This is a genomic window from Ruegeria sp. CG8, assembly GCF_056537165.1.
Genome location: NZ_JBQFRA010000005.1, coordinates 301071 through 313951 on the forward strand (window position 1 = coordinate 301071; position 12881 = coordinate 313951).

General features: G+C 59.8%; 17 protein-coding genes. 6 read left to right on the top strand and 11 right to left on the bottom strand.

Translation table 11 applies throughout. From position 1 onward, the window contains the following. Positions 1 to 14: 14 nt before the first annotated feature. From ACR0EF_RS16420 to ACR0EF_RS16460, 9 genes are read right to left on the bottom strand one after another with little or no spacing between them, the layout of a single operon-like run. A complete protein-coding gene (locus ACR0EF_RS16420; protein WP_170373237.1) occupies positions 15 to 533 on the bottom strand; it encodes a flagellar basal body-associated FliL family protein in 519 nt (172 codons plus the stop codon). Between the two features lie 12 nt (positions 534 to 545). After that, positions 546 to 1274: a flagellar basal body L-ring protein FlgH gene (gene flgH, locus ACR0EF_RS16425; protein ID WP_170372463.1), complete on the bottom strand. Its 729-nt coding sequence runs from the start codon at positions 1272 to 1274 to the stop codon at positions 546 to 548. A gap of 2 nt (positions 1275 to 1276) precedes the next feature. Further along, positions 1277 to 1693, bottom strand: coding sequence for a flagellar basal body P-ring formation chaperone FlgA (flgA, locus tag ACR0EF_RS16430; RefSeq protein WP_170372465.1), 417 nt, complete (start codon positions 1691 to 1693; stop codon positions 1277 to 1279). Further along, on the bottom strand, positions 1693 to 2478 hold the full coding sequence (gene flgG, locus ACR0EF_RS16435; RefSeq protein ID WP_170343153.1) for a flagellar basal-body rod protein FlgG: 786 nt from the start codon (positions 2476 to 2478) through the stop codon (positions 1693 to 1695). The genes flgA and flgG overlap by 1 nt, the downstream gene beginning before the upstream one ends. 24 nt (positions 2479 to 2502) lie before the next feature. Continuing rightward, the gene (locus tag ACR0EF_RS16440) at positions 2503 to 3213 is read right to left on the bottom strand and encodes a flagellar hook-basal body complex protein (RefSeq protein ID WP_170372469.1); all 711 of its coding nucleotides are present in this window, start codon (positions 3211 to 3213) and stop codon (positions 2503 to 2505) included. Further along, positions 3213 to 3485: a flagellar biosynthetic protein FliQ gene (locus ACR0EF_RS16445; RefSeq protein WP_170373238.1), complete on the bottom strand. Its 273-nt coding sequence runs from the start codon at positions 3483 to 3485 to the stop codon at positions 3213 to 3215. Before ACR0EF_RS16445 ends, ACR0EF_RS16440 begins: the two co-directional genes overlap by 1 nt. Before the next feature lie 3 nt (positions 3486 to 3488). Continuing rightward, positions 3489 to 3779 (bottom strand): flagellar hook-basal body complex protein FliE, encoded by a 291-nt coding sequence (gene fliE / locus ACR0EF_RS16450; protein WP_170373239.1) that lies wholly within the window; start codon positions 3777 to 3779, stop codon positions 3489 to 3491. 12 nt (positions 3780 to 3791) lie between these two features. Beyond that, on the bottom strand, positions 3792 to 4178 hold the full coding sequence (gene flgC, locus ACR0EF_RS16455; RefSeq protein WP_170373240.1) for a flagellar basal body rod protein FlgC: 387 nt from the start codon (positions 4176 to 4178) through the stop codon (positions 3792 to 3794). 10 nt (positions 4179 to 4188) lie between these two features. After that, positions 4189 to 4578: a FlgB family protein gene (locus tag ACR0EF_RS16460; RefSeq protein ID WP_170373273.1), complete on the bottom strand. Its 390-nt coding sequence runs from the start codon at positions 4576 to 4578 to the stop codon at positions 4189 to 4191. A gap of 87 nt (positions 4579 to 4665) precedes the next feature. Between ACR0EF_RS16460 and ACR0EF_RS16465 the strand changes: the two genes are divergently transcribed. From ACR0EF_RS16465 to ACR0EF_RS16490, 6 genes are all read left to right on the top strand, one after another. Next, positions 4666 to 6003 (top strand): FliI/YscN family ATPase, encoded by a 1338-nt coding sequence (locus ACR0EF_RS16465; RefSeq protein WP_170373241.1) that lies wholly within the window; start codon positions 4666 to 4668, stop codon positions 6001 to 6003. A 93-nt stretch (positions 6004 to 6096) separates the two neighbouring features. Beyond that, positions 6097 to 6936 (top strand): flagellar motor protein MotB, encoded by an 840-nt coding sequence (locus ACR0EF_RS16470; RefSeq protein WP_170359876.1) that lies wholly within the window; start codon positions 6097 to 6099, stop codon positions 6934 to 6936. Between the two features lie 97 nt (positions 6937 to 7033). Beyond that, entirely contained in the window at positions 7034 to 8329 is a 1296-nt protein-coding gene (locus ACR0EF_RS16475; RefSeq protein WP_170373242.1) for a flagellar hook protein FlgE, read from the top strand. 32 nt (positions 8330 to 8361) lie between these two features. After that, entirely contained in the window at positions 8362 to 9807 is a 1446-nt protein-coding gene (gene flgK, locus ACR0EF_RS16480) for a flagellar hook-associated protein FlgK (protein WP_170373243.1), read from the top strand. Between the two features lie 2 nt (positions 9808 to 9809). Continuing rightward, a complete protein-coding gene (locus ACR0EF_RS16485) occupies positions 9810 to 10817 on the top strand; it encodes a flagellin (RefSeq protein WP_170372481.1) in 1008 nt (335 codons plus the stop codon). Next, the gene (locus ACR0EF_RS16490) at positions 10814 to 11908 is read left to right on the top strand and encodes a flagellar basal body P-ring protein FlgI (RefSeq protein ID WP_093963660.1); all 1095 of its coding nucleotides are present in this window, start codon (positions 10814 to 10816) and stop codon (positions 11906 to 11908) included. Before ACR0EF_RS16485 ends, ACR0EF_RS16490 begins: the two co-directional genes overlap by 4 nt. Before the next feature lie 50 nt (positions 11909 to 11958). On the opposite strand, the gene ACR0EF_RS16495 is transcribed toward ACR0EF_RS16490, so the two are convergent. Beyond that, positions 11959 to 12603 (bottom strand): DUF1523 family protein, encoded by a 645-nt coding sequence (locus tag ACR0EF_RS16495; RefSeq protein ID WP_170372482.1) that lies wholly within the window; start codon positions 12601 to 12603, stop codon positions 11959 to 11961. 10 nt (positions 12604 to 12613) lie between these two features. Next, entirely contained in the window at positions 12614 to 12880 is a 267-nt protein-coding gene (locus ACR0EF_RS16500; RefSeq protein ID WP_093963662.1) for a hypothetical protein, read from the bottom strand. Between the last annotated feature and the right edge of the window lies 1 nt (position 12881).

Genomic DNA, 12881 nt, shown 5'->3' on the forward strand with positions numbered 1-12881 from the left:
CCGGTCCTTTGGCGTCAGGTGTCCTGGCGGCTCACGCTCATGATCAAAACACGGGACACGTCATCGCCAAGGTTCTTTCGGGCAACCTCCAACAGGGACCTTCGCAGCACCTCAAGATTGTCCGATTGCGTGAATTCGCCGTCGAACCCACCAATATTCGCGTGATCAAACAGCACTTGAAGAAACCCGTCCCGCAGTTTCGGTTCGATTTCGTAGAACTCCTCCGAGATGCCCGGCCGGGTTTCCAGGCTCAGCGACATGGTCACCAGAGCAGAGATTTCGTTTTCTTCAACGATCGGAACGACGAACTGTTTGGTCAACTTGAGATATTCATAGGGACCGGCCTTGCCGGACGTCTCACTATGGCCGGAGGTTTTGTTCGCCTTGTCTGCCTTGGCGGTCTCCTCGGCGTGGGGCTCCGGTGCTTTGGCATCGGCCACGGTATCCGCTGGTCCCGGTGTCAAAAGCAGCCCAGCCGTAGCGCCGGCCCCGAGACCTGCAATCAAAAAGAGAACGGGGAGCAGTTTCTTCATCATTTGAACACCTCAGAACGGCAACAGCGCGTCCAGCACCTGTTGCCCGTATCGTGGCTGCTGAACATCCGTGATCTGGCCGCGGCCGCCATAGGACACCCGTGCAGACGCGATCTTGTCATAGGTAATCTCGTTCTGGCGCGAGATGTCCTGCGGACGCACATAACCAGACACCAGCAGCTCGCGAAGTTCGAAATTCACCCTCAGTTCCTGCGTTCCGGAAATTGACAGGACGCCGTTCGGCAGGACATCGATCACTGTTGCGGCGACGCGCAGTGTCAGCTTTTCCTTGCGTTTCACAGACCCCTTGCCCTTGCTGACTGACGCGGAATCGATCGAGACTGCTTCGTCCAGTGACGCACCATCTGGCAGGTGTTTCGCTGCGCGCTGGGGCAATCCCAAGAGGCCGGGAACCTTGAGATCTTCCGAACTGCCGCGCGATCGGTTTGTATCGTTCGAGATTTCGGCCTTTTCATCCAGCTCGATCACTACAGTCAGAATATCGCCCTTCTTGATGGCGCGCTGATCGCCCAACAGAGACTGCTGACCCCCACTCCACAAAGACGCGCGGTCCACGGCGCGCTGGGATTGAGTGTGCAACGGCAAACCCGGCCACAACATCGCCACGTGTTCCGGAGTTTCCGTAGTTGGCGACAGGCTGGGCGGTTTGCCCAGATGGTCCAAACGCCCGCAGGCGGAAAGGGACAGGAGGGCCAGCAACAGGGATCTGGACAGTTTCATGATCAAAACACCTCGATTTGGCCGTCGGGACGGATTTTTCCTGTTACCGTCGTTCGTGACGACAGGTTCATGACTCGGATGCGATCTCCGGCGGCGCCACGGCCCAGCGCGCGCCCTTCGACCGCGATGGACAGTCCGCCTTTCACGAAGACCAGCGTCACCAGATCGTTCCGATCGACCAGAGCGGGAGGGCCGACACTTGCCTTCAGAATTGGCCGACCGGGATACAGAGCGGTCTTGGCTTCCTTCCCGATCAGGTCTGCAGGATCATTTACCGCGCCGGGTGCCTCACCGGATTTCACCTGAAGATCAGCGGATTCAATGATCTCCTTGGCCCGGATCGTTCTGGTCGGCACGACTATGTCAGCAAAGGCGGCAACCGGAAGAAGCCACAGGGATATGAAGGCCACGACCCGCATCAGCGTACCTGTGTCGTCGCGCCCATCATCTGGTCGACGGCCGAAATCACCTTGGCATTCATTTCGTAGCCGCGCTGCGCCTCGATCAGATCGGTCACCTCACGTACCGCATCGACCGAGCTGTCCTCCAAATAGCCTTGACGCAGCATCCCGAGCCCGTCCTCGCCTGGGGTGCCCACGATCGGAGCGCCCGAAGCCTCGGTTTCCTTGAACAGGTTGCTGCCGATGGCCTCGAGGCCTTTGGCATTGGAAAAGCTGGCCAGCGTGAATTCTCCCAGCAGTTGCCCTTCCGCGGTGTCGTCAAAATAGGCGTAGACCTCGCCGGACGCGTTGATGGAAATCGACCGCGCGTCGTCCGGGATGGTGATTTCGGGGGCGACCGCAAACCCGTCCGAAGTGACGATGAGTCCTTCGGCCGATCGCTTCAGACTGCCGTCACGGGTATAGGCCGACTGGCCGTTTGGCAGAACCACCTCGAGATATCCGCGCCCTTCGATCGCGATGTCCAAGTCACTGCCCGTCGCGGACAACGCGCCTTGGGCCAACTCGACAGTCACGGCCGCGGGACGAACACCCAGACCAAGCTGTATTCCCGTCGGCAGGACAGTACCGTCCGCGGCGTTCACCGTGCCGGCGCGAGCCATCTGCTGATAGTGCAGATCCGCAAATTCAGCCCGCCGGGCGTTGTAGCCCGTGGTCGACATGTTCGCCAAGTTGTTCGAGATCGTCTCGACCCGCATTTGTTGCGCCGCCATTCCAGTCGCGGCAATTTTCAGGGCTCGCATTTCGGTTTCTCCTGCAGTTTCAGATCAGCGCATCAAGGTCTTCAAGGCGCCGCGGACCCTTTCATCTTCGGCGTCAAGAAAACTCTGACCCAGTTCGTAGGCACGCTGGATTTCGATCAGCCGGGCCACCTGGCCGATGGCGTTGACGTTCGAACCCTCCAGAAACCGGTTCAGAACCACTGGCTGCTCGACCGGCTCGACCTCGCCTTCCGGTTTGAACAGGGTGCTGCCTTCCCGCACCAACTCGGTGCCTTCCGCGGGCTGAACCACCCCGATCTGCCCCAAAGCCTGTCCATTCACGCTGAGCGTCCCGTCGCCGCCCACATCAATGGTTGCTGCGTCCGGTGGGATGAAGACCGGGGCCCCGTTGCTGTCCAGCACGCGGTGCCCATCCATCGTCACCAGATCGCCATTGGCGTCCGGTGAAAAGCTGCCCGCCCGGGTCAGACGGTTGCCGGACGGAGTTTCAACCAAGAAAAACCCACTGCCTTCGATTGCAAAATCGAATTGCCCACCGGTTTCCGTCAACACGCCCTGTGCAAAAAACGTGTTGCGCGCCTGAGCACGGCTCATGGACAGTGAGGGGCTGCCGGGAAGGTCCCGCACAAACTCGGAAAACACCAAACCCTGCTGGCGGTAACCCGTCGTGTGCGCATTGGCGATATTATTCGCGACCAGACGCATTTCGTTCATCAGCCCGGTTTGACGGGACAAGGTGACGTAGGCTGTATCCATCAGCGGCCTCCTGCAATCAGCGGAACCAGTGTCGAGGTGAAGAATGTGACCAGCGTCTGAGTCATGAAGCCCATCGAGACCCAGAACACGATGACGATGGCCACCAACTTGGGAACGAAGGTCAGGGTCATCTCCTGGATGGACGTCAGGGCCTGGAACAGGCCCACGGCCAAACCCGTGACCAGCGCGACCGTCAGAATCGGAACTGACGTGACCACGGCAATCCAAAGGGCCTGACGTACGACGTCATAGAACAGACCTTCGCTGAGCATCGTTCAGACCGGCATCCGCAGAATTTCCTGGTAGGCCTCAACGACCTTGTTGCGCACCACAACCGCTGTTTCGACCGCAAGTTCGGTCTGGGCCAGTGCCTGCACTAGGGCATGTGGGTCGGCCTGACCAATCATGGCCGCATTGGCGACCTCTTCGCTGTGTTTCAGGGTTGCCGCAAAGTCCTGAAAGGTTGTGCGCAGCCCTTGTGCCGCGCCACTTGTTCCCGAATCCGCTTGGGTGGCCGGGCGGGCATGCGCATAGCTCTGAGCCGCGGTGATCGATCGGGTATCCATTCTGGCTTTCCTTTATTTTCTCAACAATTCCATGAGGCTGGCCGACATCTGTCGGGTCTGGTCGAACATCTTGAGGTTTGCTTCGTAACTGCGTTGCGCTTCACGCGCGTCGGCGATCTCAACCATCAGATCGACATTGGACCCTGCGTAGTATCCGCTGGCGTCCGCCATCGGGTGACCGGGATCATAGATCCGGGGCAACGCCCGCCGGTCCAGCCTGACCCGACCGGCCTGAACCAGATCAGTGCCGTCCTTTTGCACCGTCTCGAAAGGGACCGATTTGCGCCGGTAACCCGGAGTATCCGCGTTCGAGATGTTTTCCGAAACATGGCGCAGGCGCGCAGCCTCCGCCCGCAGCGCGCCGGCGGTGACGGCCAGGGATTTGGAGAAATCGCTCATGATGGCCTCCTCACGCCTTGCCCAGACCGGTGCGCAGGATCCCGATCGAGGACTTGTAGATGGCCAGCGCGCGGTCATGCTGTCGCTTGACCTCGACCGCATTCAGCATTTCTTCTTCGAGCGAAACACCATTGCCATTGGGATCGACGGCGCCGCCGCGCATATGCTCGGCCCAAGTCATGCCGCCCGGTCCGACACCGTTCAAATGACCGTCGCGGGTCGCGCTCATTGCGCTGGTGGCACTGGATTTTTCAAAGGCTTCCGCGAAAGGCTCAATATCGCGGGCCCGGTAGCCGGGCGTATCCGCATTGGCCATGTTGCGCGAGATGACGGCCTGCCGTTGTCCGGCGTGGGTTGCCAGGGCGTACGCAACTTTAAAGACGTTCAGGTCCGAGAACATCGGGGCTTCTCCCTCGATCAATTTCAATCAAGGCTTAACCCCGATTCCTTTAGAAACCGTTTTCAGAAACCAATTGGAGCCGACGCCATGTCCGACCTCGATCCCTCGATTCTGAAGTGCCAGTTCGAACGGCTTTCTCCGGTGCGGCACATGGGTCTGGTCGCGGGTGTTTCCGGTGGGGTGATCGAGGTCGAAGGGCTGGCGGAACACGCGCGCATCGGCGACCATCTTATTTTGCAGCGACGCGACGACCAACCGTTGGCCGGCGAAGTGCTGCAGGTCGAGGCCGGGGCTGTTCACATGCTGCCTGGCAGAGCCCCTGACGGCGTGCGCTTGGGGGACCGGGTTTATCTTGAGCCGACTCCGGTTTTTGCACCCGGCTTGCATTGGCTTGGTCGCGTGGTCGATCCCTTCGGCAAACCGCTGGACGGCAAACCGCTTCTGCCCGGGAGGCAGGCCCGCAACGTGATGTCCGCGCCCCCCCGGGCCGTCGACCGCAAACCGCTGGGAGACCGTATGGCCACCGGGTTGGCAATTTTGAACACCCTGCTTCCGATCGTCCAGGGGCAGCGCGTCGGCCTTTTTGCGGGGTCGGGTGTGGGAAAATCAAGTTTACTGGCAACGCTGGCCAGATCCATGCAAGCCGATGCAGTGGTCGTCGCGCTGGTGGGCGAACGCGGGCGCGAGGTGAATGAATTCGTCGAGACCGCGTTGGGCGCCGAAGGTATGGGGCGCTCGATCGTGGTTGCGGCCACGTCCGACCAATCAGCTCTGGCCCGCCGGCGCTGCGCCTGGTCTGCGATGACAGCGGCCGAGTTTTTGCGGGATCAGGGTCTGAGCGTTCTGTTCCTCTGCGACTCGGTCACCCGGTTCGCCGAGGCGCATCGCGAGATCGCCGTCGCCATGGGTGAGGCCCCGTCCCTGCGGGGGTTTCCGCCTTCGGTCACACCGATGATCGCCGGTCTTTGTGAACGCGCCGGTCCGGGAACTGCCGATCAGGGCGACATCACCGCCGTGTTCAGCGTTCTGGTCGCGGGTTCGGACATGGATGAACCGGTGGCCGACATCCTGCGCGGCGTTCTTGACGGGCATATCGTGCTTAGTCGCGAGATCGCCGAGCGAGGGCGCTTTCCAGCCATCGCGCTCAGCCGGTCAGTCTCGCGCTCTTTACCGGCTGCGGCGACACCCGAGGAAAACAAGCTGATCGCTGAAGCCCGCCGGCTGGTCGGAAGCTATGAGCAGTCCGAAGTGATGATCAAGGCGGGTCTGTACACGCCGGGCACGGACCCGCTCCTGGATCAGGCGGTTCGCATCCATGACGAGCTTGACGGCTTTTTCGGCAAACTCGATCCGGACGGAATCCAGAACAGTTTCAACCGCCTTTCGGTCATCCTGCGCCGGGCCAGCGCCGGAATGGTCCAATGAGGGGTCGGCAAAGGTCTGAACAGTTTTAGATATTAAGCCGCCCTTAATCCTCGCCCTGCTAATCCAATGAGTGGGTGAAAAAGGGTGGTTTAGATGGGTGCGCAATCAAATGCGGCGCCGATCATCATCAAGAAGAAGCGCGTTTCGGGTGGCGATGGCCATCACGGCGGCGCCTGGAAGGTCGCGTATGCGGACTTCGTGACGGCCATGATGGCGTTCTTCATGTTGATGTGGCTGCTGAACGCAACGACCGAAAAGCAACGCAAGGGTTTGGCGGACTACTTCTCTCCGACAATTCCGATCAATCCCGTTTCCGGCGGGGGCGACGGGGCCTTTGGGGGCGACAACATGTTCTCGGAGAAAACCATGGTGATGGACGGCTCGGGAGCGACGAACAAGAACCCGACCGAGGCCAAACGCGCACGGGGATCTACCGGTGTGGATGCCGATGGCGGCGGGCGCGGCGCGTTCGAAGACTTCTCGTCGCTCGAGGCGCGGCTGCTGGGGCGGTCAGGCGAAAGCATGGTGTCCAAAAAGGCCTTGAAGCATATTGTCACTCGGGTGACGGACGAGGGTCTGATCGTCGAGCTGTTCGATACCGAAGATGAGCCGCTGTTCGAGAGAGGTTCCGATTCTCCAACGCAGATGATGCGTGCACTGGTACTGCTGGTTGCACGTTCATCGGACATGGTGATGAATTCCATCTCGGTCGAGGGTCACGTGCATTCCTCTCCGGTGGTTCTGGCCCGAAATCCGTCGTGGGATCTGTCGACTTCGCGCGCGCAGGTGGTACGGCAGATGCTTCAGGACAAGGGGGTCGGCGCCAAACGGCTTGAACGGGTCACGGGTCATGCCGATCGCAAGCTGGCGGTGAAAAACCCGATGGCGGCCCGCAACAACCGGATCGAGATCGTGTTTCTACGCAATCCCTGAGATCGGAGGATATCTGGCATTTTACTTGTTAGCGCGCTGTTAAGGCCCAGCGCGTTAGCTGTTGCGGGAACGATTGACGCAACAGAAGGGCGTGCCGATGACAATTTCCTCTTCGCTGAATGCCGGTGTGGCCAGCTTGAAGGCCAACGCGAACAGGTTGGCGACCATATCGGACAATATCGCCAACTCTTCGACCTACGGTTACAAGCGGGTTGAGACGGATTTTCATTCGATGGTGACGTCGGGCCAGGGCGGAAGCTATTCGGCGGGCGGCGTCCGGACCACCAGCCAGCGACTGATCGATCAGCGTGGCTCGCTGGTTACCACCAACAACTCAACCGACCTGGCCGTGCGCGGCCGGGGCATGCTGCCGGTTCGCCCAAGTTCCCAGATCGGAACCGACTCTAACGAAATGCTTCTGACCACCACCGGATCCTTCCGAACCAATGCGGAAGGGTATCTGGTTACCGAGTCCGGACTTGTGCTGCTGGGCTGGCCCGCCAACGCCGATGGGTCCATTCCCAACGTTTCGCGCGACACATCCGCAGCGTTGCAGCCGGTTCAACTCAGCGTCAATCAACTGTCCGGCTCGCCGACCACCGCAATGAACCTGCGCATGAACCTGCCCGCCACGGCCACTGATGCCGGCGCACCTGGTGACACGCAGCCCTTGTCCGTCGAATATTTCGACAATTTGGGCAAACCCGAGAATGTCGATATCGAGCTTGTCCCGACGGTGCCGGCCGCCGGGTCCAGCAACGAATGGACGATGATCTTGCGCGACTCCGCTTCGGGCGGTGCCGTGATCGGTGAATATACGCTGACATTTACGGACAGCAGAACCGCAGGCGGTACCCTTGCCAGTGTGACCACCGTGTCCGGTGGCACCTACGACCCGACCACCGGCAGCTTTGTCGTCAGCGTCGCCGGCGGCCCGATGGAGGTCAATATCGGTCTGATCGGTGACAGCAATGGAATCACTCAACTGTCCGACACGTTTGCGCCGGTTTCGATCACCCGGGACGGATCCGCAGTCGGGACCATGTCCAGCGTTCAGGTCGATGAAAACGGATACGTCTACGCGCTGTATGACACGGGCGTCACCCGTCGGATGTACCAGATACCGCTGGCGGACGTCCCCAACCCGAATGGGCTGACCGCACTCGACAGCCAGACATATGCGCCGTCTCGCGACAGTGGAACTTATTTCCTGTGGGATGCCGGCGAAGGTCCGACGGGCGAATTGATTTCCTTCGCGCGCGAAGAGTCGACGACCGACGTTGCGACTGAACTGACGTCGATGATCCAAACCCAGCGCGCCTATTCGTCAAGCGCAAAGGTGATCCAGACAGTCGACGAGATGTTGCAGGAAACAACCAACATCAAGCGCTGATCTGAACCTGCAAAGCGGAAAGGAACGGCCTCATGAGCATGTCAACGGCCCTGAATAACGCGCTGGGTGGGCTGGGCGCGGCAAGCCGCGGCGCAGCCGTCGTCTCGGGCAACATAGCTAATGCGCTGACGCCCGGCTACGCCAAGCGGACGTTGGAGCTGACCACCAACTCTATTTCCGGCAACGGCGTCAGGGTCGTGGGAATCACCCGCCATCAAGATCCTGTTCTGATGGCGAACCTGCGCGCGGCAACGGCGGAAAGCGCGGCGGCCTCCGCAATCTCGGAGTTTTACTCGCAATTCGAAGCATTGGTCGGTACCCCCGATGACGGCAGATCGATCGCGGTATCTTTGAGCGCATTCGAGAACAGCTTGATCACGGCCGCAAGCAATCCCGGCTCGGTCGAGCGTCTGGATCTGGCGGCGCGCGCAGCTGGGGATCTGGTTGCCGATTTGAATAAGGCGTCCGACGGCCTCAGCAAGATGCGTTCTGACGCGGACCGAACAATCGGGACGTATGTCGAAACACTGAATACGACCCTGAAAGATATCGAAGCGTTGAATGCCAAGATCCCGGCTGTTGAGAACGCGGGCGGCGATATCAATGGGTTGCTGGATCAACGCCAAGTTCTTATTGACCAGGTCAACCAGCTGGTTCCGGTCAATGTCGTGACGCGGGACAACAACCGTGTCTCGCTGTATTCCGACGGTGGGCTGGTACTGCTGGAAGGATCCGCCGCAGAGTTCGCGTTCTCGGTTACCGGTGATACCAAACCGCACATGACCGTAGGGAACGGACTGCTCTCCGGGCTCGAGCTCAACGGACGGCCAGTCCGCACATCCGGTGATTCCGCACAGATCCGCGGCGGCGCTCTGGCAGCCCAGTTTGACATTCGCGACGTGTTGGCCATCGACACGCATGAGGACCTGGACGCAGTCGCGCGCGATCTGATCGAACGGTTCGAAACTGCCGGCCTGGACCCGACCGCGATGCCGACTGATCCAGGCTTGTTCACCGATGCCGGCGCCCGTTTCGATGCCACGGCGCCGGCGGGGCTCGCGTCCCGTCTTGAGCTCAACCCGATTGTCGATCCTGATGCCGGCGGCGACAGTTGGAAACTGCGTGCGGGGTTGGGGGCCGTTGCACCCAAGGACCCCGGCGAGGCAACCCAGCTGCAGGATTTTGGCGCCGTTTTGACCACGCCGCGCCCTGCCCCGGCTTTCGGTACAGGGGCTTTGCGGGCCAGTGAAGTGTCGGTGGCGCTTTTGTCCAAAGCTGGCACAGCAACCCATACCGCTCAATCGCGCCAAAGCTACGCATCCAATGCGCAACTTCAAATGGAACAGTTAGTGGCCGAGCAAGGCGTGGACACTGACACCGAGTTGCAGCGCATGATGCAGATTGAACAGGCCTATGCCGCCAATGCGCGGATCATCACCGTTGTCGACGAATTGATGGATTTGCTGCTGAGGATGTAACCATGACCTTGAACTCGATTGGTGATCTGGCCCGCGGTCTGACCTTGCGCGCGCGCAGCACCGAGATCAAAACGCAGATCGAAACCCTGTCCTATGAAATGTCTACGGGTCAAACCGCTGACATTTCTGGGCGTCTCAGTGGCGATTACTCGCATCTGCTGGACCTGGATCGAAAAATTGCACAGCTGGACGCCTTCTCTACGGCGACCGCCGAGGCAAATCTGTTTGCTGATGCCACTCAGATCAGCCTCGAGACATTTGAGACCTCGATCGGCGAGGTTTCGGCTTCTCTGCTCGCGTTTGGGACGTCCAACCAAGCAACTTCGCATGCTCAGGCCTCGGCTCAGGCGCGCAACGAACTGGACACGATGATTTCTTCACTGAACACGCGGGTCGGTGGCCGCAGCTTGTTCGCGGGAACCGCCACGGACACCTCTCCGTTGAAGTCGACGGACACGCTACTGGCTGCTCTGCGAACCGAATTGGCAGGGCTGACAACCCTGACCGATATTCGCCAGACGGCCGAAGATTGGTTCAATGATCCTGCCGGGTTCGAGGCAGTCATGTTCAACGGGTCCAACACGACCCTCGCACCAATGCAGATTTCGGAAACCGAGCGGGTGAACATGCAGTTCACGGCCAATGACCCGAAACTTCGGGATGGATTGCGCGATGTCGCGCTTGCGGCTTTGGCGACGGAGGGCGCGCTGGGATGGCCACCAGACCTGCAGACTGCCTTGTTTACCGATCTGGGCGTGACTCTGGCCAACACCAAAGATGACGTGGTGACGATGCGCGCTCAGATCGGATCGGTGCAAGCCCGCATCGAACAGGCCGAAACACGAAATGCGGCGGCCAGGACCAGTTTTGAATACGCGCGCAACGAACTTGTCGCCGCCGATCCCTACGAAACTGCGGCACACCTGCAGACCGTTCAGTTCCAGCTCGAAAGCCTCTATTCGGTCACTGTCCGCAACTCGACCCTATCATTGGTGAATTTCCTGAGATGAGACTTCTGGCCTTCCTTCTGATCATGCTGCCTTCGGTGGCAGTTTCCGGGGCTGTACGGCTCAAGGATCTGGTGAATTTTGACGGCGTACGCGGCAATGATCTGGTGGGATATGGCCTTGTCGTCGGACTGAACGGAACCGGTGACGGTCTGCGCAATTCCCCGTTCACCGAAGAAATCATGTCGAACATACTGGAACGGTTGGGCGTAAACGTCACTGGCGAGGACTTTCGCCCCAAGAACGTCGCCGCCGTTCTTGTCACCGCCACCCTTCCGCCCTTTGCGAGGGTGGGCGGGCAGATCGATGTGACCGTTTCGGCGATCGGAGATTCCAAAAGCCTGCTGGGCGGCACGCTCGTCATGACACCGTTGAACGCCGCGGATGGGCAGATCTACGCAGTTGCGCAGGGCACCGTTCTGGCAGGTGGTGCAGTCGCCGAGGGCGACGCTGCATCGGTTGTTCAAGGAGTCCCGACATCCGGTGTCATCCCCGCCGGGGCCCGGGTCGAGCAGGAGATCGACTTTGAATTGTCAGGTCTTTCCCAATTGCGGTTGGCCCTGCGCGAGCCGGACTTTACGACCGCCGGTCGGATCGAAGCGGCCATCAACCGCGAGTTCAATCGCGCCGTTGCGGTCATGCGCGACTCGGGCACGGTGGAATTGAGCATCCCGGAAACGCGGGCCCCTTCCACGGCGCATGCGATCGGCCGGATCGAAAACATCCTGATTGAACCTGAAACCAAAGCGCGGGTGGTTGTAGATCAGCGCTCCGGCACGATCGTCATGGGGCAGGAGGTCCGAATCTCACGTGTCGCGGTTTCCCAAGGCAACCTGACACTTCGGGTAGAGGAATCTCCGATCGCCGTTCAGCCCAACCCCTTTGCCAGAGGGGAGACCGTTGTTGTGCCGCGAACCATCGCAGGGATTGAGGAGGACGCCGGTACCGGGTTGGCAGAAATACCCGAAGCGACGACCCTGTCGCAGGTGGTTGCCGGCCTGAACGCGTTGGGCGTGTCTCCGCGGGATATGATCGACATCCTCAAAACCATCAAAGCCGCCGGAGCCCTTCACGCCGAGTTTGTCGTCAGATAGCGGTCCGCATAGGCAGGAAGCCGACTTTCAGACAAATTCCCGGTTCCGTTCTATTTTGACTTCCAACTGTCCAGCCAGCGCCGGAAGCTGGACCTTCGTTCGTCGATCGCATCCCCAGCGGCGTAGAGACCATCCTCGACGCTTTCAAGCATGGGGTCGATGCGGGCTTCGCGGAACCTGCGCCAACGCACCCAAAACGCCCAGACGATGGCAAAAAAAACGGTCAGGAAAATGATGTTGAACCAGGGAATGATGCGGACATCCGGTCCTTCGACATGTTTGATGAAGATGGCATTCGGGAAGATCGACAGAAACTCGTTGCGCCAGCCGTAGTGGGTCACGACAACCCAATCCGGATCATCCTTGTCCGAGATTGCGTCGTTGGCTTCGGTGTAAAGGTTGGCGGTATCGAACTTAAAATAGGGTGGCCAACCCCAGCTGGTATCTTCGTTCCGATAGACGATCGGCTTGCCGTTCGCCCGCACGGCTTGGATGAACTGCACATCGCGGTTCGAAAGGCTGGTCGACTGATCATCGGGCTCAGACCAGAAAACGCGGGTCCAATCCGTCAGATCCTGCCGCTCTTCGTAGGTGTTTACGATGCGGACAATGTCGTGCTGCGGCAGCGAGTATTGCAGGATCGCACCCAGCGTGATCCAGAAAATCAGGATGAACGCCCATTTGATGTAGACCATTCCCAAAACCTCACATGTAGTTCACGACATAGATCAGCGCGGCGATCGCCACCCAAGGCACGATATAAACACCCAGGATCAGTTTGCGACGGAACGAATTGTCATAGACATGCAATCCGCGTTCGACAAAGGCTTCCTTGTTGCCGGTCTTGCCCTTCTCTTCCCACCACGTCTCAAGCTTTTGCCGCCGGACGCGACGCGAGTAAAGTGACAAGGCAAAGTAGGCAATCGTCTGAACGACAAGCAAACCGAGAAACAGGCGCATTGCTCCGAACATA

Bases quoted from the DNA above. Each gene is read 5' to 3' on its own strand.
- ACR0EF_RS16420 (WP_170373237.1), bottom strand. From the start codon at position 533: ATGAAGAAACTGCTCCCCGTTCTCTTTTTGATTGCAGGTCTCGGGGCC.
- flgH (WP_170372463.1), bottom strand. From the start codon at position 1,274: ATGAAACTGTCCAGATCCCTGTTGCTGGCCCTCCTGTCCCTTTCCGCC.
- flgA (WP_170372465.1), bottom strand. From the start codon at position 1,693: ATGCGGGTCGTGGCCTTCATATCCCTGTGGCTTCTTCCGGTTGCCGCC.
- flgG (WP_170343153.1), bottom strand. From the start codon at position 2,478: ATGCGAGCCCTGAAAATTGCCGCGACTGGAATGGCGGCGCAACAAATG.
- ACR0EF_RS16440 (WP_170372469.1), bottom strand. From the start codon at position 3,213: ATGGATACAGCCTACGTCACCTTGTCCCGTCAAACCGGGCTGATGAAC.
- ACR0EF_RS16445 (WP_170373238.1), bottom strand. From the start codon at position 3,485: ATGCTCAGCGAAGGTCTGTTCTATGACGTCGTACGTCAGGCCCTTTGG.
- fliE (WP_170373239.1), bottom strand. From the start codon at position 3,779: ATGGATACCCGATCGATCACCGCGGCTCAGAGCTATGCGCATGCCCGC.
- flgC (WP_170373240.1), bottom strand. From the start codon at position 4,178: ATGAGCGATTTCTCCAAATCCCTGGCCGTCACCGCCGGCGCGCTGCGG.
- ACR0EF_RS16460 (WP_170373273.1), bottom strand. From the start codon at position 4,578: ATGTTCTCGGACCTGAACGTCTTTAAAGTTGCGTACGCCCTGGCAACC.
- ACR0EF_RS16465 (WP_170373241.1), top strand. From the start codon at position 4,666: ATGTCCGACCTCGATCCCTCGATTCTGAAGTGCCAGTTCGAACGGCTT.
- ACR0EF_RS16470 (WP_170359876.1), top strand. From the start codon at position 6,097: ATGGGTGCGCAATCAAATGCGGCGCCGATCATCATCAAGAAGAAGCGC.
- ACR0EF_RS16475 (WP_170373242.1), top strand. From the start codon at position 7,034: ATGACAATTTCCTCTTCGCTGAATGCCGGTGTGGCCAGCTTGAAGGCC.
- flgK (WP_170373243.1), top strand. From the start codon at position 8,362: ATGAGCATGTCAACGGCCCTGAATAACGCGCTGGGTGGGCTGGGCGCG.
- ACR0EF_RS16485 (WP_170372481.1), top strand. From the start codon at position 9,810: ATGACCTTGAACTCGATTGGTGATCTGGCCCGCGGTCTGACCTTGCGC.
- ACR0EF_RS16490 (WP_093963660.1), top strand. From the start codon at position 10,814: ATGAGACTTCTGGCCTTCCTTCTGATCATGCTGCCTTCGGTGGCAGTT.
- ACR0EF_RS16495 (WP_170372482.1), bottom strand. From the start codon at position 12,603: ATGGTCTACATCAAATGGGCGTTCATCCTGATTTTCTGGATCACGCTG.
- ACR0EF_RS16500 (WP_093963662.1), bottom strand. From the start codon at position 12,880: ATGTTCGGAGCAATGCGCCTGTTTCTCGGTTTGCTTGTCGTTCAGACG.